Raw genomic sequence first — 18722 nt, 5'->3', positions numbered from 1 at the left:
TTTCAAATTAATTAGATAGACAACAGAAATATTTGAGTAATCGTGTAAAAACTGGCAACAGATTTGTGATTAAAGAAAAAGTTGAACAATTTCAGTTTTCATTCATTATTTGACGATTATTTAAACAGATAGCATGAACAAGTTTATTAACACTATCAAAAACATTTTCTCAATAGAGGAACTAAGAGGTAGAATCCTTAACACTCTGTTGTTTATCACCTTTTTTCGCTTAGGTTCTTATATCGTTTTACCAGGTATTGATGCTGCAAAATTAGAACAAAAAGGAGAAGGCGGTTTATTAGGTTTGTTGAATATGTTTTCGGGTGGAGCATTCAATAATGCTTCTATATTTGCTTTAGGTATTATGCCTTACATCTCTGCCTCTATTGCTATTCAATTGTTAACAATTGCATTGCCATATTTTCAGAAGATGCAAAAGGATGGAGAGTCAGGAAGAAAGAAATTAAACCAAATTACAAGAGTTTTAACAATCTTTGTTACTGCCGCTCAAGCAACAGCATACCTACAAACAACTATTCCTGCAGAAGCAATCATCGTTAGTGCATGGTCGTTCCGCTTGTTTGCTGTAATTATCTTGATTGCTGGTACAATGTTTTGTATGTGGTTAGGAGAAAAAATTACTGATAAAGGAGTTGGTAATGGTATTTCAATGCTAATTATGATTGGTATTGTATCTCGTTTCCCGGGATCAATCATTGGTGAAGCTCAATCTCGTGGAATGTCAGGAGCTTTATTATTTGTAATTGAAATTGTAGCGCTTTTCTTCGTAGTAATGGGTGCCGTAATGGTTACGCAAGCAGTTAGAAGAATCCCAGTACAATATGCTAAACAAGTAGTAGGTAACAGAACTTCATCAGTAGGTGGCGAACGCCAGTATATTCCGTTGAAGCTTAACTCAGCAGGTGTAATGCCTATCATTTTTGCACAAGCTTTAATGTTTGTTCCAGGATTGGTAGCAGGTTCTTTAGCTGAGAAAAGTGAATTCGCACAGTCGGTAGCTCAGAAATTCAGTGATTTCACTTCATTAGAATACAATTTGTTATTTGCGTTCTTGATTATCGTATTTACATTCTTTTATACGGCTATTTCAATTAACCCAACACAAATTTCTGATGATATGAAAAGAGGTGGTGGTTTTGTACCAGGTGTTAAGCCAGGTGAAGCTACTTCAACTTTTATCGCTGATATTTTAGATAGAATTACTTTGCCAGGAGCATTTATGTTAGCCATTATTGCTATCCTTCCTGCTTTAGCAAGTTTATTCGGAATCACTCGTGGTTTTGCATCTTTCTTCGGAGGAACTTCATTGCTAATTTTAGTAGGTGTTGTATTAGATACCCTACAGCAAATAGAAAGTTATTTATTGATGCGTAAGTATGAAGGATTGATGCAATCAGGTAGAATCAAAGGTAGAACAGAGGCGGTTGCTCAATAACAATTTTAGGATGTTATTTCCTAAGCACCAATAAGAATGATTTATTTAAAAACAAATAGCGATTTAGAAATCATCAGAGCAAATGGTATTATACTTGGTCAAGCTCATGCAGAGGTAGCCAAAATGATAAAGCCAGGCGTAACGACTAAGGAGTTAGATAAAGTAGCTTACGAGTTTATTAAAGATAATAATAGTACCCCTTCGTTTCTTAATTACAACAAGTTCCCAGCATCTTTATGCATTTCGGTAAATGATGTAGTGGTTCATGGAATACCAAACAATTATCAATTAAGAGACGGAGATATTGTAACAATTGATGGGGGTGTATTTAAAAATGGTTTTCATGCCGACAGTGCATATACTTATGCAATCGGTAATGTAAACGAAGAGACTCTTCTTTTACTGAGAACCACCAAAGAATCACTTTACCAAGGAATTGAACAAGCAGTAGTAGGTAAAAGAATTGGTGATATTGGCTTTGCTATCCAAACTTTCAGTGAGAAATTAGGTTTTACAATTGTTAGAGAGCTAGTAGGGCATGGAGTAGGGAAATCTCTTCATGAAAAACCAGAAGTAGCCAATTATGGTAGAAGAGGCGATGGAGCAAAGCTAAAGGAGAATATGGTAATTGCCATAGAACCGATGGTAAATCAAGGAAAGAAAGCCATTCATCAGGAAAATGATGGTTGGACTATCAGAACCCAAGATAGAAAGCCATCTGCCCATTTTGAACACACAATAGCAATTAAAAAAGATAAAGCAGATATACTAACTACCTTTAAATTTATTGAGGAAGTTATTGCTAAATCAGAGTACATCGTTAATATTTGAAATTTTCAAATTGAATTTATGGCAAAACAATCATCAATAGAAGTAGATGGAATTATCATTGAGGCTCTTTCAAATGCTATGTTTAGAGTAGAGTTAGAAAATACCCATCAAGTGATTGCCCATATTTCTGGTAAGATGCGAATGAATTACATTAAAATCTTACCTGGTGATAAGGTGAAGTTAGAAATGTCTCCTTATGACTTAAGTAAAGCAAGAATTGTGTATCGTTACAAGTAAAATAGGCAGTTGGCAATTGATAGTTTTAGTAAACTTTACGGATGCTTTTGCAAAACTGTAATTAATAGAAACATTAATAAATACTACAATGAAAGTTAAAGCGTCTATCAAGAAGCGTAGTGCTGAATGTAAAGTAATCCGTCGTCACGGAAAACTTTATGTTATTAACAAAAAAAATCCAAAGTTCAAACAAAGACAAGGATGATTATTAACATGGGGTAGTTGAGAAACTTCCTTCATTTAAAATCTAAAAAGCTAAAAAAGTATGGCTCGTATTGCAGGGGTTGATATTCCCGACAAAAAAAGAGGCGAAATTGCTCTGACTTACATCTTCGGAATAGGTCGTAGCACTGCTCAGAAAATTTTAACACAAGCTAATATTTCTTTCGACAAAAAAGCTGGCGAATGGAACGATGAAGAGGCAAGTGCAATTCGTGCGATTATCGCTGGAGAATTCAAGACAGAAGGTCAACTTCGTTCAGAAATCCAGTTGAACATCAAGCGTTTGATGGACATCGGTTGTTACCGTGGTCTTCGTCACCGTAAAGGTCTTCCATTACGTGGTCAGAGAACTAAGAACAACTCTCGTACTCGTAAAGGTAAGCGTAAGACTATTGCGAACAAGAAAAAAGCTACTAAGTAAAAATTAGACTGAGTTTAAGGATATAATATTCTTAATTCGTCGAGTTCTAAGATGAGAAGGTTGCTCTTTGGAGAATGTACGTACTCAAAACTGGAATTGAAAAACAAATCTAACAATGGCACAGGCTAAAAGAAAAGACAAAGCAAAGAAGAGAGTTGTTGTAGTTGAACAGCATGGTCAAGTACACATCAAAGCTTCTTTTAATAACATCATTATTTCTATTACTAACAGTCAAGGACAAGTAATCTCTTGGGCTTCTGCTGGTAAAATGGGCTTCAAAGGTTCTAAGAAAAACACTCCTTATGCTGCACAAACAGCCGCAACAAACTGCGCTGCCGTAGCTGTAGAAGCTGGGATGAAAAAAGCTGATGTTTTTGTAAAAGGACCAGGTTCAGGTCGTGAATCAGCTATTAGAACTATTTCTAATGCTGGTATCGAAGTAATCTCTATCAAAGATATTACTCCACTTCCTCACAACGGATGTCGTCCTCCAAAACGTCGTAGAGTTTAATCTTCATTAAAAATTTACTGGAAACGTTAATTAGTAATTATTAACGTTTTCTTTTATTTATCTTAATTACTTCATCGAACAAAAGAGGTTTGATGACTTTATTAATTTTAGAAATGGCAAGATATACAGGTCCAAAATCAAAAATTGCTCGTCGTTTTGGTGAGCCAATCTTAGGTCCAAGTAAAGCGTTAGCACGCAAAAACTATGGTCCAGGTCAGCACGGTAAAGGTAAACGTGGTAAAGTTTCAGAATATGCTTTGCAATTAAAAGAAAAGCAAAAAGTGAAATATACTTACGGTATCCTTGAAAAGCAATTTGAAAACTTATACCACAAAGCGGCTGTAAGAGAAGGTATCAAAGGTGAAAACCTTTTGAAACTTTGTGAAGCTCGTCTTGATAACACTGTATATCGTTTAGGAATTGCTCCTACTCGTCGTGCAGCTCGTCAGTTGGTTATTCATAAGCACATTCTTATTGACGGTGAAATTGTAAACATTCCATCGTATTCTCTTAAGCCAGGACAATTAGTAAGTGTACGTGAGAAATCTAAATCTTTAGAGGTAGTTTCTAACTCACTTGCTGGAAAAGCTGGAAAACGTTTCAACTGGTTAGAATGGGATACTCCTACAATGACTGGTAAATTCGTTTCTTATCCAGAACGTTCTGACATTCCAGAGAACTTCAATGAGCAAGCAATCGTTGAACTTTATTCTAAGTAATCATATATTTTGACAGAGTAAATGGTCAAAAATATTCTGACAATTTAATTGAAAACTTTGTGACTTAGATTTTACATTAATGTGTAAAATCTAAGTTTGTTTGATTTTGTGTTTATTCAATATTAGATGTACAATAATTAATATTGTTTATTCTAAGGGACTTAATTTTCCGTAAACTTGTAATATAGATGATTTCTTCTGAAATGTCAAGATTTTATCGAAAAAATAGTAACCCTAAATGCTAAAATTACAGAGTTAATTCGTAAATTGCGAATTGATTACTCTATTCTTACACATTCCAAGGTAAATTACGCTACGAAATATGTCAATATTAGCATTCCAAATGCCCGATAAAGTTGTCATGGAAAAAGCTGACGACTTTCACGGGTTATTTGAGTTTAAGCCACTCGAAAAAGGCTATGGCGTTACAATCGGTAATGCACTTCGTAGAATCTTGCTGTCTTCATTAGAAGGCTACGCTATTACAAGCGTTAAGGTTGGCGGAGTTTTGCACGAATTTTCAGCCATTGAAGGAGTAATTGAGGATATGACTGAAATTATTTTGAATTTGAAGAAAGTTCGATTCAAAAAAAGTCAGGAAATCCTTGAGAATAAAATCAATGTAAGAGTGAAAGGTCAAAGCACTCTTAAAGCAGGCGATATTGCTAAATTTACAAATTATTTTGACATCTTAAATCCAGATTTAGTTATCTGTAATTTAGATGAATCAAAAGAATTTGAGATGGAGATTATCGTTGAAAAAGGTCGTGGATATGTTCCTTCAGACGAAACTAGAAACTCAGAACCTCCTTTTGGTCACATTCCGATTGATGCAATCTTTACACCAATCAAAAATGTGAAATTCAGCATCGAAAATACTCGTGTTGAACAAAAAACAGATTATGAGAAATTGGTTTTGGATATTGAAACAGACGGATCAATTCACCCTGAAGACGCATTAAAAGGTGCAGCATATATCTTGATTCAACACTTTATGTTGTTCTCTGACCAAACAATGACTTTCGAGTCTATGAAGGCAGAAGAAGACAACGTGGTAGATGAAGAAATGCTACACATGAGAAAATTATTGAAGACTGCTCTTGCAGATTTAGACTTGTCAGTTCGTGCTTACAACTGTCTTAAATCAGCAGATGTTAGAACTTTAGGAGACTTGGCTAGATTAGAAATTTCTGACATGATGAAATTCCGTAATTTCGGTAAGAAATCATTGACTGAATTAGAACAACTAATCGAAGAAAAAGGACTTCACTTCGGTATGGATGTTGCTCGTTATCGTTTAGACGAAGACTAAGAGCCATTCAGCTTGTTTAGCAATCAAGGAAAAATTAGTGTTTGCTAACTGTAGTAAGCACTAATTTTTTTAATTTTTAATAGTAGTAATAGGTGAGTTGATGCGAATTAACTTAACCGCAATGATGGCTTATTTCCGCTGGGAACTAAGTGGGTCATTTCAAACTTACGAAACAATATAATGAGACACGGTAAAAAATTCAACCATTTAGGTAGAACTGCTCCTCACAGAGCCGCTATGTTATCAAACATGGCATCTTCTTTGATTCTTCACAAAAGAATCGAAACTACGGCTGCTAAAGCTAAAGAATTAAGAAAGTATGTTGAGCCTTTGATTACAAAATCAAAAGACGACAATACTCACAATCGTCGTATTGTATTCTCTTACTTACAAAACAAAGAGTCTGTTAAAGAACTTTTTGGTATTGTTTCTGAGAAAGTTGCTAGCCGTCCAGGTGGTTACACTAGAATTATCAAATTGGCTAATCGTCTTGGTGATAATGCTGAAATGTGCTTAATGGAATTAGTTGACTTCAACGAAACTTTATTAGCAGCTACAGCTGAGAAAGCAGTGAAAACTCGTCGTGGTCGTCGTTCTGGAGCTAAGAAAACTGAAGATACTATCGAAGCTGCACCAGTAGCTGAGGTTCCTTCGGCTGAAGTAGTAGAAGATGAAACTCCTGCTGCTGAAACTTCGGAAGAAAAAACTGAAGAATAATCTAAAGTAGATTTTTCTATTTCAAAAAGGACTTTGACTTTGGTCGAAGTCCTTTTGTTATTTTGGTCGATTATAACTTTTACGTTATTAATATCAATATACATCCGTAATTTTGTAATATGAAATCATCCATCATAATACTTGTAGCGCTTACTTTGCTTATTGCTTGTAAGGAAGAAAAGACTTCTTCTATCAATAAATACTTTGATTTAAAAACTACGATAAGCAATCAAATCAATATTCTGAATACAAAGAAACCATCTTTTAATAAAACTGTTTGGAGTAATAATATACCAGAAACCAAGCTTATCAAGATAGAAGACTGGTCAAAAGAATTAGAGCTATTCCTGCAAACTGATTTGAATAAACCTGCTTATTTGAATAGTTATGACATCACTCAGTCTGATTCTACCATTGTTTACACCCTAAAAGCAAAGGAAAATCTTCCAGTAAAATCTGTAAAAATCTATCTTCAAAAGGGAGCATTTACTGCACTAGAAGCCACTATTACTAATGAAAACTACCTTTATGAAACCGATAAGCATATTAAAATGACTTTGGCGAATGGCGTTGTAGACTATTATTTAATAGAAGGTACGCAGAAGCTAGTGTTTGGCGATAAAAAGGCATTTAAGATAGAAGCAAAAGCACAAAAATGATACAAAGGTTTTTAAAGAAAATAGCTTTATTGTCCTTTCTAATTATCATTAGTTTATATGCCTTGGCATTTGTTGTAGATAGCGGTCTGAGAAAATCTAGAAATGCATATTATGCAAGCTGGAATGATTTGTTTGATGGAAAAATCAATGCAGATTTATTGATTTTAGGGTCATCAAGGGCAGAGTTTCATATTTCTCCTAAAATTATTGACAGTTCTTTACGACTTAATTCTTATAACTTAGGTATGTCGGCTTGGCATTTCGATATGCAATTTGCCCGATTTAAATTGTATTTGGCCCATAATAAAAAGCCTAAATATATTATTCATAACGTAGATGTATATGGTTTTGCTAAACGAGCTGATGTAGTAAATCCTGAACAGTTTCTACCTTTTATTAACGAGCCAGTCATAACTGAAACTACACGTGGACATAAAGGAGAGTTTGATGAGTATCAACAAAATATACCCTTGTTAAAGTATAAAAATCAGCAAGCTTTGGCTTGGGAAGGCATTTGTAATTTTGTGAATTTTACTTCACTATACGATACTACTACTAAATATAAGGGTTACAGAGGCAATACTTATGAATGGAACCGTGATTTTGAAAGGTTTAAGAAGCGGTACCCAAAAGGGGTAAGGTATACGTTTGATAAGGCTATCAGAAAGCAGTTTGAAGAATATTTAGCTTTTTGCGAAAAGCAACACATCAAAGTGGTGTTATTGTATGCCCCTGAGTATTATGAAGTACAGCCTTTGTATAAAAATAAGCATATAATGATGAATATGTGTAAAGAAGCATCTGAACGCTATCATTGCTATTTTTTAGATTATTCAAAAGATTCGCTGTGTTATCAACGAAAGTATTTTTATAATTCTCAACATTTGAATAAATATGGAGCTGAGATTTTTTCTCAAAAATTAGCGTTGGACGTAAAGAAATTGCTTCATATTTAATTGAAATGCTTCGCTAAATTCTAGCAAGATTATCCATAAATTTGTATTTAAAGATTAAAAATAATGACAATCAATACTGAGTACCATCGCCCAATAATGCTTCAAGAATGCCTTGACGGACTAAATATACGTCCTGATGGCGTTTATGTTGATGTAACTTTTGGAGGCGGTGGTCATTCAAGAGCTATATTAGCACAGTTAGGCGAAAAGGGAAAACTATATGCTTTTGACCAAGACCCAGATGCTAAAGTAAATGCTCAGGCTTTTCAAGACCCTCGCTTTACATTCATCGAAACCAATTTTAGGAACATTAAAAAATACCTAAGATTATATGGAGTCAAAAAAGTAGATGGTATTTTAGCCGATTTTGGTATTTCATCACATCAGATAGATGAACCAACACGTGGATTTTCGACACGCTTTGAAGGTGATTTAGATATGAGGATGAATCAAAAGGCAGAGGTGTCAGCTTATACGATTGTCAATGAATATTCTGAAGCACAATTGCATAAAATTTTGGGAATGTATGGCGAAATCAAAAACGCTCGTACCTTAGCCAATGCTATTCATAGTGCAAGGCTGAATACACCTATCAAAACTACAGGCGAATTGAAAGCTATTTTAGAAAAATATGCTCCTAAATTCAAAGAGTTCAAGTATTTTGCACAGGTATTTCAAGCCATCAGGATTGAAGTTAATCAAGAATTGGAAGTAATAGAAGAATTTTTAGAGCAAGTGCCTGATTTGTTGAAAGACGAAGAAAGCAGGCTGTGTATCATGACTTTCCATTCTTTGGAAGATAGACTCGTTAAGAACTACATAAAGGCAGGAAACTTCAAAGGAGAGCCTGATAAAGACATTATTTACGGTACTGTAACCAAACCTTTGATGGCTATCAATAAAAAACCTATTGAGGCATCGCCAGAGGAATTATCAATCAATGGTAGAAGTAGAAGTGCTAAACTAAGAATTGCAGCATTGTCTGAAAAGTAAAAATAAGCATTATGGCAAAAAATGTATCCCGTGCCCCAAAGGTTAGTCAATCGAGTAATAGACCAAATAAGGGCATCTTTGCTTTTTTTGATAAGATATTCAATATGGATAGACTGTTGGGTGGCGAGTTTCCAGCCAGCCAACTTCGTTATGTATTGTGGGTATCTGGACTGATTGTTATCTATATCGTTTCGTCGTTAAATGCCGAAAGTCTGATTCATAAAATAGATAAAGCAAAGTTTGTGTTGGAAGAAAAAAGGGCTGACTATACAACACAAAAGGCTGATTTTATGAAAGCAGGCAAACAATCTGAAATTATCAAGAAAGTAGCACCAATGGGGCTAGAAGAAAACAAAGTTCCTCCAACCAAAATTGTGGTTGAAGATTAGGCGGGTATAAAAAAGCTAAATCTTGATGCTATTGATTAGCTTACTAAAATTGCTAGGGTCGATACCGATATAATTGGCCAAATATTTATGCGGTACAATTTGTAAAATATGCGGACTTCTCCGTAATAATTGTTGAAATTTTTCTTCCGAAGAAAAACATTGTAGTTCTACTAGCCTCTCTAATATTCCCGAAAACGCCCCTGTTAATCCTTTCCTCAATAATACTTCAATAGCAGGGTGAGTAGCTAAAAGGTCATCTATCTGAGTATACGAAGCCCTCAAAAAAACAGAAGGGCTTAAGGTCTCATAATAATATTTAGACGGGGATTGATTCATCATCGAATCGAGGATACCGCCAAAATTTGATTGATAAGAAAAAACCAAAGTCGCTTCACGGTTTTGTTCGTCCAGATAATACAGTCTTTGCAATCCATCTACTACAAAATATAAATACTTTTCAACACAGCCAGCCTCAGTAAGCATCTCTTTTCTTTTGGCAGAAAAAGGCTTAAACAACGCATAAAAAGCCTCAAAGTCTTCCTCTGATAAAGGATGAATATGATTGACGGTTTGTTGAAGTAAAAGCTTTGGGGAAGTCATTCAGGAAAGTTTTTTCAAAGATACAATCAAGAGCAAAAAATTGATAAGGTGTATTGCTATATTTCTTCTCAGTGATGAGTTATGAATTGTAAGTTGTGCTTTATCCTTGCCTAAAATAGGTTGTCATTTAATGGTAACAATCTTTTAACAACTCACAACTCATCACTTACAATTCAAAACTCAAGACTCACAACTAAAAAAAATGTATAAAATATTTGTCATATTGTAAAATAAACTTTACTTTTAGTTCGTTAAACTTGTCTAAAACTCTTAACATATATTCCGATGAAAGCAAAATATTTATTTCCGTATCAGTACAAATTTGTTGGTTGGACATTAACAATCCTTTTCTTATTAATTTGGATTGTTGGAGCCATTACAAAAACAGGGCTTGATTTTTTTACCATTACTTTACCCTTTAAATATGCATTACAAGATAGTTTCGGCGCATCCAGCAATGAAACAACACTTAATTTGGGCGACGAATTTATTGTAATAGGACTCATCGTTGGGATGATTCTGATTGCTTTCTCAAAAGAAAAAGTAGAAGATGAATATGTATCACAAGTAAGGCTAGAAACCCTACAGTGGGCTATTTATATTAATTTTGGACTTTTAATAGTAGCCACAATATTTGTATATGGCACTTATTATTTTAATGTAATGATATATAATATGTTTACACCTTTGCTGTTTTTCATTGGCAGGTTTTATTATGTTTTATACCTGAAATCAAAAAATGAAAGTTAAACGTACTGCTTTATGAAAAATACAATCAGAATAGAAAGGGCGATACTAAACATTACCCAAGGAGAACTAGCAGAAAGAGTTAAAGTTTCTCGGCAAACAATCAATGCCATAGAAAGTAACAAATATGTTCCCTCAACAGTATTAGCCTTGAAAATTGCCCGTGAGTTTACAAAAAAAGTTGAAGAAATTTTTGAATTAGAAGACAATGATTAGTGATGAATTTATAGAGTACGATAGCCATAGCTAAGGCTTGATTTTTAAGATTTAGTAACTAAATTGAAGCATCAAAACTTAAAAATAATTTAAATACTATGAAAATTAAACTTCATTTTTTGTCAATCTTTTGTGCATTAATCTGCTTTGCCAATGTAAATATATATTCACAAACTTGGGAGATTATACAGCCTGTAAATACTTGTACCAAGCGGTCAGAAAACACGCTAGCAGCAGTTGGCGATAAATTAGTATTGTTTGGTGGAAGAAATGTAAAAGCTACCGAAGTATATGACATCAATACTAAGACATGGACGAAAGTGGCGGATGCGCCTTTAGAGATTCATCATTTACAAGCAGTTACTTATCATAATGAAGTATATGTAATGGGTGCTTTGACGGGTCAATACCCACATGAAACGCCCATTCCTAATATTTATATTTTTAACATTGAAAAAGGAGAATGGCGCAAAGGCCCAGAAATTCCTACAGATAGATTAAGAGGTTCAGCGGGCTGTGTAGTTTACAAGAACAAAATTTATTTGGTTTGTGGGATTCAAGATGGACATTGGGATGGCCACGTAGCATGGTTGGATGAATATAATCCACAAAATAATACTTGGCGTAAATTGGCTGATGCTCCCCATGTTCGCGACCACGTAAGTGTGGCGGTGATAAAAGATAAATTGTATTTAGCAGGAGGGAGACGGTCAACCGCTAAAATCAACAAAGTATTGGAACTGACAGAACCTGCGGTAGATGTGTATGATTTTAAACAGAACAGTTGGAAAACATTGCCAGAAAACTTAAACCTGCCAACACAAAGAGCGGGAAATTCTGCTGTAGCATTGGGCAATAAACTGTTGATTATTGGGGGAGAAAGCCCAGCACAAGTGCCAGCACATAGTGATGTTGAAGCATTTGATGTGGATAAACAAACATGGGTAAAATTCCCAAGTCTTAATCAAGGGCGTCATGGTACGGGAGCAGTAGTGGTAAAAGGGAAAGTGTATACTATAGCTGGCTCAGGAAACCGTGGCGGTGGTCCAGATTTAGATGTAATAGAAGTATTGAAGTAATATTGATAATAAAGTTATTTTTGAAAGTATTCTTATAATGTTTATATAGTTCTACAGAAAATGAAAGTACAAACAAATAAAGACAATTAAAGAGTAAACCTGTTTTTGAATGGAAAAGATTACCGATTTGTTTCTAAAAGTATATCCTATAGAAGGGGTATCTAACCAAAAAAGGGTGTTGTTGCATGTTGTTTTTTGGATTGTTTTTTTTATTGGATTATGGGGAATAATTCTCGGGCCAACTGTTAATATTTATTATCAACTAACGACTATACTGTATATTGTTATATCAGATTTTATATATTTCTATTTTATAACTTATGTAATACTGCAAACTTGGTCAAATGATAATTACAAAAAATACTTTGTCACAATTTTTGGAATCATCTTTTTGATTTTTATTTTGAGCATTCTTTTCTATTTCAGAGTACATTTAATATTTGACAATAAATGGTTTAATACAAAAAATATTAATGGACTTGATAGCGGATTGCTTGCTTTTTACAAAAAAGGTTATTGGTCGTATTTTAATACAGGTGAAGTGATTGGTAGTACCCTTGAAATTTTTCTTACCGCGCTACCTGCCTTTTTTATTAAACTAACTCGTTCATTAGGTAAGAGTGTTTCTGAAAAGAAGCAAATTGAAATTGATTATTTAAGAGCACAAATCAATCCTCATTTCTTAACGAATACACTTAATAATATTTATAGTCTTACGATAACAGATGATAAGCGTAATGGTGATGCCATTTTGTCTTTATCAAGTTTATTAGATTATGTACTTTATGAATCTAATGAACAAACTATAAGCCTTGAAAGAGAAATAAGTTTCCTGACAAATTTCATAGAATTAGAGAAAATTAGGAATACTAAAAGATTAAAAGTAGACTTTGTAGTAGAAGGTGAAATACATGGAAATATTCCTCCAATGATACTCGTTACTTTTGTTGAAAATGCCTTCAAGCATAGTATAGTCGATTTAAAATCAAGATGTTTTATCAAAATTCATTTAAAAGTTGTTGAAGATAGTTTATCATTTGAGGTGGTAAATAGTAAGTCTAATATTGTATCTATTAATCGAAAAACGACTTTTGGTGGGATTGGTTTAAGTAATACAAAAAAACGTTTAATAACGCTTTATCCTAATGCTCACTCGCTTGAAATTAAGGATGAAAAAGATACTTATTCAATCAACTTGAAAATTGTATTATCGTGATTCAAATGGGTTTTTTACATTTCGTTGAAGAACATAAGAACAATATAATTTAAAGAGACTTATAGATTTTATGATAAATAAGCCCTAAAAGTGTCGATTTAGAAACTTCTAGGGCTTGTTTATTATAGAAGCTTTTTAAACTTTCCGTTTCTGAGGTGAAAGTATTCTAAAAGACTTAGTTTAACCCGAAAGAGAAAGTTTAAACAGCTTCAAAATTTACCCTTCCCAAAAAAATATTAGCCTATCGTGAAGTTTGTTTAAAGAGATGTAAATAGAAGGCTCAGTTTATTAGGACTTCGTCTTGTGTTTATTTCCCCTTTCTTTATCATCTTGATGCTTTCTTCAATTCGCATTTCCGATTTTTAGTATATTTGTGGATATTGTAGCTTGGAAAAGCATTTATAAGCATTTTTCTGTCAGATTTATATATCAATGAACATCAAAAAAGACATTGTTTTAAGGTTACGCTTTGTGTTTTTACTAATCCTATTTTTTGCCATAGGAATAGTATGGCGAATTGTTCAATTACAGAATATTGAAGGTGAAAAATGGCGTAAAGAGTCGAGCCGTAGGTATGTTAGCGAAAGAACAATAGAAGCTGTTCGAGGGAATATTTATGCAGACGACGGTAGTTTGCTAGCGACCTCTTTGCCTAAATATCGTTTAGGCTTTGACCCACTGGTTTCTTTGTCTGATAAAAATAAAAAGATTTTTGAGGAGGGAATTGAGGATTTATGTAAAAAGCTATCAAACTTTTACGGGGATAAAGACTGGAAGGATTATTTCTCGATGATTAATTTAGCCCGTCATGAAAAAGACCGCTATATTCTTCTGAATAATTCTTTGATAGATTTTCAAGATGTAAAAATGATGAAGACTTGGCCCATTTTCAAAGAAGGAAAATATAAGGGCGGAGTAGTTTTTGAAAAAGTAAATGTGCGTTATAATCCCTTTGGTAAAATGGGTTTTCGTACAATAGGATACAAAAAAGATAAAGAAAAAGTAGGGATTGAAAACAGTTTCGATAGCCAATTAGCAGGAGTACCGGGAAAAGGTATTTTTGAGAAAATAGGTCAAGGAAGTTTTCGTCCAATAGATGGAGGAGAGGAATCTATCCCAATTCCGGGTTTGGATATTCACACGACCATTAATGTAAATATACAAGACGTTGCCGAAAGCTCTTTACTGAGAGCCTTGAAAAGATCAGGTGCGGATAAAGGCTGTGTGGTAGTAATGGAAGTAGCTACGGGTGAAATCAAAGCGATGACCAACCTTACCAGAATGCGGGATACGTCTAATTATGCCGAAACTTATAATCATGCTGTGTTGGGTTTAACAGACCCAGGTTCTGTATTCAAATTAGCATCTATGGTGGCATTGATGGAAGAATGGAATTTATCGAATAATGAGCTGGTAGAGACAGGCGATGGTAAAATGAAAATCGGAGATAAAATCTTAGAAGATTCTAAAACTACGGGCTATGGAACAATAACAGCCCAATCTGTTTTTGAACATTCGTCAAACGTTGGTACTGCCAAGTTAATGTTAAAGTATTTTGGCAAAGGAAATGAAATGAAGTATTATCAAAAACTACATGATTTTCATTTAGACCAACGCTTGAATTTTCAATTACGCCCAGATGCTATTCCTAAAATCAGTCCCCCTAAAAAGGGAGATATCACAGGTTTACCGTGGAACTCTATCGGTTATGGAATGGCTTTGACACCCCTTCAAATGCTAACCTTCTATAATGCCATTGCCAACAATGGGAAATGGATTCAGCCCATTATCGTAAAAGAAACCAGAGTGGCAGATAAAGTGGAGGATGATTTTAAAATCAAACAAGAAGTAGACGAAAATCCTATTTGTTCTGAAGAAACTTTAGCGAAAGTAAGGAAAATGTTAGAAGGGGTTGTGGAAAGAGGAACAGCATCTAATATCAAAAATGATTTATATAAAATAGCAGGCAAAACGGGAACTTCGCAGAAACTAATTAATGGTAAATACAGAAAAGGAATGTATTATACCTCTTTTATTGGCTATTTCCCTGCGGATGCTCCTAAATATAGCTGTGTAGTGGCCATTGATAATCCGAGGGGCGTAAAGAAAGAAGCCCTTTTTGCTAGTGATGCCTCAGCACCCGTTTTTAAAGAAATTGCAGATAAAATTTATGCGTGCGATATTCAGATGCACAAATTATTGGCAAAAGGCGGTACCAAGCTTACAAGTCAAAAACAAATTGCTCATACTTCAGACATCAAGGCTATCAACGAAGAGTTTGGTATCGAAAAAATGCCTACTAATGAGGGATGGGCAACGATGCAAGCTGAAAATGGCAAGATGCATTTTGAAGAACACCGAAATCCTAAAAATAAAGTACCAGATATGAGAGGAATGTCGTTGAGGGATGCTATTTATGTATTAGAAAACAAAGGTTATAAAGTAAGTTATAAAGGTATTGGTCGCGTAAGTAGCCAATCGATTCCACCCGGTTCTTTCGCTACTAAAAATAGAACAATTGGGTTAGTACTAAACTAATGGCGAATTAGTGGTTTTTTAATTTGAATTTTTCAATTATCATTATGCAAATCCTGACTGGTCTTCTTAAAAATATTAAAACAATTACTATACTAGGTAATACCGAAATAGCAGTTTCATCTATCATCATCGACTCTCGTGCTGTTACAGAGGGCTCGATGTTTGTGGCTTTAAAAGGCACACAAGTGGATGGTCATACATTTATTGATAAAGCCATAGAATTGGGCGCAACTGCCATTCTTTGCGAAGATTTACCAGAGAATCCATTGCCATCAGTTACTTATATTCAAGTAAAAGATACTTCTGAAGCCTTAGGATATATCGCCTCGGCTTTTTCTGGTAATCCATCTCAAAAATTAAAACTAGTAGGTATTACAGGCACTAATGGAAAGACAACGACTGTAATGTTGTTATTTCGTTTGTTTCGTCAACTAGGTTATCGTTGTGGATTGATTTCTACCGTTCAAAATCAGATTGACGAAGAAATAATACCTTCTACCCATACTACTCCAGATGCAGTAAGTTTGAATAAGATATTGGCAGAAATGGTTGAAGCTGGCTGTACGAATGCCTTTATGGAAGTAAGTTCACATTCGGTTGTACAACATCGTATTACAGGAGTAACTTTTGCAGGGGCTATTTTCTCAAATATCACCCATGACCACCTGGATTTTCACGGAACGTTTGATAACTATATCAAAGCTAAAAAAGGTTTTTTTGATGCTTTACCTAAAACGGCTTTTGCTTTAGTAAATATTGATGACCGTCGCGGTGCAGTGATGGTTCAAAACACCAAGGCCAGTATAAAAACCTACTCCCTAGAAACCCTTGCTACAGTAAAAGGCAGGATTGTTTCGGATAGTATCTATGGTTTGCAAATGGAAATAGATGGACGAGAGATACATTTTCAGCTAATAGGTACTTTCAATGCGTATAATTTGATGGCTATTTATGGCGCCGCTACCTTGTTGGGCGAAGACCCTGACGAAGTACTCGTACAGATGTCAGGATTAAAAACTGCTCCAGGACGATTTGAACAGATTGTTTCAATCAAAGACAAAAAAGTAGGTATTGTAGATTATGCCCATACGCCAGATGCTTTAGAGAATGTATTGAAAACCATTAAGCAGATAAAAGGAGATGATCAACAGGTAATCACGGTAGTGGGTTGTGGCGGAAACAGAGATGCGACCAAACGCCCGATTATGGCAAAAATAGCTTGTAGCTTATCGAATAAGGTAATATTGACGTCTGATAATCCACGCAAAGAAGACCCATTAGAAATTTTGGCTCAGATGCAAAAAGGCGTTCCTCCGCTAGACTTCAAAAAAACGAAAACTATTGTAGACAGAAAAGAAGCCATTGATTATGCTGTAAATACCTTGGCCGAGGCAGGGGATATTATATTAGTAGCAGGCAAAGGGCACGAAACCTATCAGGATATTCAAGGAGTAAAATATGATTTTGATGATAGATTGATTTTGAAAGAAGCTTTTGGAAATTAACAGAACTTATCAACAAAAGAGATGCAGTATTAGGAATAGAATATTGCTTTAAAACTAAATAACATTACTAAATTTGCACTTCTGTTTATACAAACAAAAGCTATTTAAATCTGTCTTCATAATTTTGCCATCATACTAACCAAATTATTATGCTTTATTATCTATTTGATTATTTAGATAAACACTTCAACTTTCCGGGAGCAGGTTTGTTTCAATACATTACCTTCCGTGCTTTTGCGGCAGTAGTTACTTCTTTAGGAATTGCAGCCATTTGGGGAAAAGCCGTGATTAATCTATTGAGTAAATTACAAATTGGCGAAGCCATCAGAGATTTAGGATTAGAAGGACAAATGCAAAAGAAAGGTACACCTACGATGGGTGGCTTTATTATTCTATTGTCTTTACTAGTGCCCACTTTGTTGTTTGCGAAGCTTAATAATATTTACATCATTTTGTTATTGGTAACTGCCGTTTGGTTGGGTGGCGTTGGCTTTATTGATGATTATATCAAAGTATTCAAAAAGAATAAAGAAGGTCTTTCTGGTAGATTCAAAATCGTTGGTCAGATTGGCTTAGGATTAATCGTGGGTCTTACAATGTGGTTTAATGATGACATTAAAGTAAGGTTTTACGAGAAAGCAAAGATTGCTACTAACATAGGTCAGGTACAAAAATTTACGGATTCAAAAGCGTTGATTTCAACAGTACCTTTCCTAAAAAACAACCAGTTTGATTATAGCTATTTAATCCCTGATTTCTTGGGGCTTGACCAATATACGTGGGTAATATATGTAATTGCTGTTATTTTCATTATTACGGCGGTTTCTAACGGAGCAAACATTACTGATGGAATTGATGGTTTGGCGGCTGGAACGTCTGTAATTATTGGTATTGGTTTAGCAGTATTAGCGTATGTATCAGGTAATAAAGTGTTCTCTCAATATTTGAACGTAATGTTTATTCCCAATTCTGGGGAACTAGCCGTTTTTTGTGCGGCTTTTGTAGGAGCATGCGTTGGTTTTTTATGGTACAATTCTTTCCCTGCACAAGTGTTTATGGGAGATACTGGTAGCTTGATGTTAGGTGGAATTATCGCAACACTTGCCATCGTAATCAGAAAAGAATTGTTGATACCTGTATTATGTGGCATATTCTTGATAGAACTACTCTCTGTCATTATGCAAGTAAGTTATTTTAAATATACCAAAAATAAATTTGGCGAAGGGCGTCGTATTTTCTTAATGTCGCCTCTACACCATCACTTTCAGAAAAAAGGCTATCATGAAGCTAAAATTGTAACACGCTTTTGGATTATCTGTATTCTTTTAGTAGTTGTTTCGGTCGTTACGTTAAAATTGAGATAGATTTTCGGAATAAAACTATATTCTAAGACAAAAG

21 protein-coding genes are annotated in these 18722 nt (G+C 34.6%); 20 read left to right on the top strand and 1 reads right to left on the bottom strand.

What is annotated here, in order from left to right; genetic code table 11:
- Nucleotides 1–133 precede the first annotated feature (133 nt).
- The 13 genes from secY to AC07XN_RS02695 all read left to right on the top strand — a co-directional run bounded on the left by secY (nt 134) and on the right by AC07XN_RS02695 (nt 9423).
- Nucleotides 134–1456, top strand: a complete 1323-nt coding sequence (secY, locus tag AC07XN_RS02755) for a preprotein translocase subunit SecY (protein WP_309913348.1) — start codon at nt 134–136, stop codon at nt 1454–1456.
- Nucleotides 1457–1492: 36 nt separating this feature from the next.
- Complete coding sequence (map, locus tag AC07XN_RS02750; RefSeq protein ID WP_309913350.1) at nt 1493–2287, top strand: type I methionyl aminopeptidase; 795 nt, start codon at nt 1493–1495, stop codon at nt 2285–2287.
- 18 nt (nt 2288–2305) lie between these two features.
- On the top strand, nt 2306–2524 hold the full coding sequence (gene infA, locus AC07XN_RS02745; protein WP_095160735.1) for a translation initiation factor IF-1: 219 nt from the start codon (nt 2306–2308) through the stop codon (nt 2522–2524).
- Nucleotides 2525–2612: 88 nt separating this feature from the next.
- Nucleotides 2613–2729 (top strand): 50S ribosomal protein L36, encoded by a 117-nt coding sequence (rpmJ, locus tag AC07XN_RS02740; protein WP_109324399.1) that lies wholly within the window; start codon nt 2613–2615, stop codon nt 2727–2729.
- A gap of 60 nt (nt 2730–2789) precedes the next feature.
- Nucleotides 2790–3167, top strand: a complete 378-nt coding sequence (gene rpsM, locus AC07XN_RS02735) for a 30S ribosomal protein S13 (protein WP_109741970.1) — start codon at nt 2790–2792, stop codon at nt 3165–3167.
- A gap of 115 nt (nt 3168–3282) precedes the next feature.
- The gene (rpsK, locus tag AC07XN_RS02730; RefSeq protein WP_184128614.1) at nt 3283–3678 is read left to right on the top strand and encodes a 30S ribosomal protein S11; all 396 of its coding nucleotides are present in this window, start codon (nt 3283–3285) and stop codon (nt 3676–3678) included.
- 113 nt (nt 3679–3791) lie between these two features.
- Complete coding sequence (rpsD, locus tag AC07XN_RS02725; protein WP_309914672.1) at nt 3792–4397, top strand: 30S ribosomal protein S4; 606 nt, start codon at nt 3792–3794, stop codon at nt 4395–4397.
- A 322-nt stretch (nt 4398–4719) separates the two neighbouring features.
- A complete protein-coding gene (locus AC07XN_RS02720) occupies nt 4720–5709 on the top strand; it encodes a DNA-directed RNA polymerase subunit alpha (protein ID WP_309913354.1) in 990 nt (329 codons plus the stop codon).
- 180 nt (nt 5710–5889) lie between these two features.
- Nucleotides 5890–6426, top strand: a complete 537-nt coding sequence (gene rplQ / locus AC07XN_RS02715; RefSeq protein WP_309913356.1) for a 50S ribosomal protein L17 — start codon at nt 5890–5892, stop codon at nt 6424–6426.
- 119 nt (nt 6427–6545) lie between these two features.
- Nucleotides 6546–7085 (top strand): hypothetical protein, encoded by a 540-nt coding sequence (locus tag AC07XN_RS02710; protein ID WP_494741965.1) that lies wholly within the window; start codon nt 6546–6548, stop codon nt 7083–7085.
- Nucleotides 7082–8041 carry a hypothetical protein gene (locus AC07XN_RS02705; protein WP_494741964.1) on the top strand — a complete coding sequence of 320 codons (960 nt, stop codon included), beginning with the start codon at nt 7082–7084 and terminating at the stop codon, nt 8039–8041. The genes AC07XN_RS02710 and AC07XN_RS02705 overlap by 4 nt, the downstream gene beginning before the upstream one ends.
- A 63-nt stretch (nt 8042–8104) precedes the next feature.
- Nucleotides 8105–9034, top strand: coding sequence for a 16S rRNA (cytosine(1402)-N(4))-methyltransferase RsmH (rsmH, locus tag AC07XN_RS02700; RefSeq protein ID WP_494587936.1), 930 nt, complete (start codon nt 8105–8107; stop codon nt 9032–9034).
- An 11-nt stretch (nt 9035–9045) separates the two neighbouring features.
- The gene (locus AC07XN_RS02695) at nt 9046–9423 is read left to right on the top strand and encodes an FtsL-like putative cell division protein (protein ID WP_309913366.1); all 378 of its coding nucleotides are present in this window, start codon (nt 9046–9048) and stop codon (nt 9421–9423) included.
- Nucleotides 9424–9438: 15 nt separating this feature from the next.
- Here the strand turns inward: AC07XN_RS02695 and AC07XN_RS02690 are convergent, their stop codons facing one another.
- Nucleotides 9439–10023 carry a Crp/Fnr family transcriptional regulator gene (locus AC07XN_RS02690; protein WP_494741963.1) on the bottom strand — a complete coding sequence of 195 codons (585 nt, stop codon included), beginning with the start codon at nt 10021–10023 and terminating at the stop codon, nt 9439–9441.
- A gap of 285 nt (nt 10024–10308) precedes the next feature.
- Between AC07XN_RS02690 and AC07XN_RS02685 the strand changes: the two genes are divergently transcribed.
- The 7 genes from AC07XN_RS02685 to mraY all read left to right on the top strand — a co-directional run bounded on the left by AC07XN_RS02685 (nt 10309) and on the right by mraY (nt 18688).
- On the top strand, nt 10309–10773 hold the full coding sequence (locus AC07XN_RS02685) for a hypothetical protein (protein ID WP_494741962.1): 465 nt from the start codon (nt 10309–10311) through the stop codon (nt 10771–10773).
- Between the two features lie 12 nt (nt 10774–10785).
- The gene (locus tag AC07XN_RS02680; protein ID WP_309913374.1) at nt 10786–10986 is read left to right on the top strand and encodes a helix-turn-helix transcriptional regulator; all 201 of its coding nucleotides are present in this window, start codon (nt 10786–10788) and stop codon (nt 10984–10986) included.
- A gap of 98 nt (nt 10987–11084) precedes the next feature.
- A complete protein-coding gene (locus AC07XN_RS02675) occupies nt 11085–12065 on the top strand; it encodes a Kelch repeat-containing protein (RefSeq protein ID WP_494741961.1) in 981 nt (326 codons plus the stop codon).
- 109 nt (nt 12066–12174) lie between these two features.
- Nucleotides 12175–13281, top strand: a complete 1107-nt coding sequence (locus tag AC07XN_RS02670) for a sensor histidine kinase (RefSeq protein ID WP_494741960.1) — start codon at nt 12175–12177, stop codon at nt 13279–13281.
- 432 nt (nt 13282–13713) lie between these two features.
- Nucleotides 13714–15819 (top strand): penicillin-binding protein, encoded by a 2106-nt coding sequence (locus AC07XN_RS02665; RefSeq protein ID WP_323246267.1) that lies wholly within the window; start codon nt 13714–13716, stop codon nt 15817–15819.
- Nucleotides 15820–15863: 44 nt separating this feature from the next.
- Nucleotides 15864–17324, top strand: a complete 1461-nt coding sequence (locus tag AC07XN_RS02660; RefSeq protein ID WP_494741959.1) for a UDP-N-acetylmuramoyl-L-alanyl-D-glutamate--2,6-diaminopimelate ligase — start codon at nt 15864–15866, stop codon at nt 17322–17324.
- Between the two features lie 149 nt (nt 17325–17473).
- Entirely contained in the window at nt 17474–18688 is a 1215-nt protein-coding gene (gene mraY / locus AC07XN_RS02655; RefSeq protein WP_309913389.1) for a phospho-N-acetylmuramoyl-pentapeptide-transferase, read from the top strand.
- Nucleotides 18689–18722 lie beyond the last annotated feature (34 nt).

This window comes from Arcicella sp. GW458-12-2-14-TSB2 (genome assembly GCF_059423785.1).
This window is presented reverse-complemented; position numbering and strand designations above follow the sequence as displayed.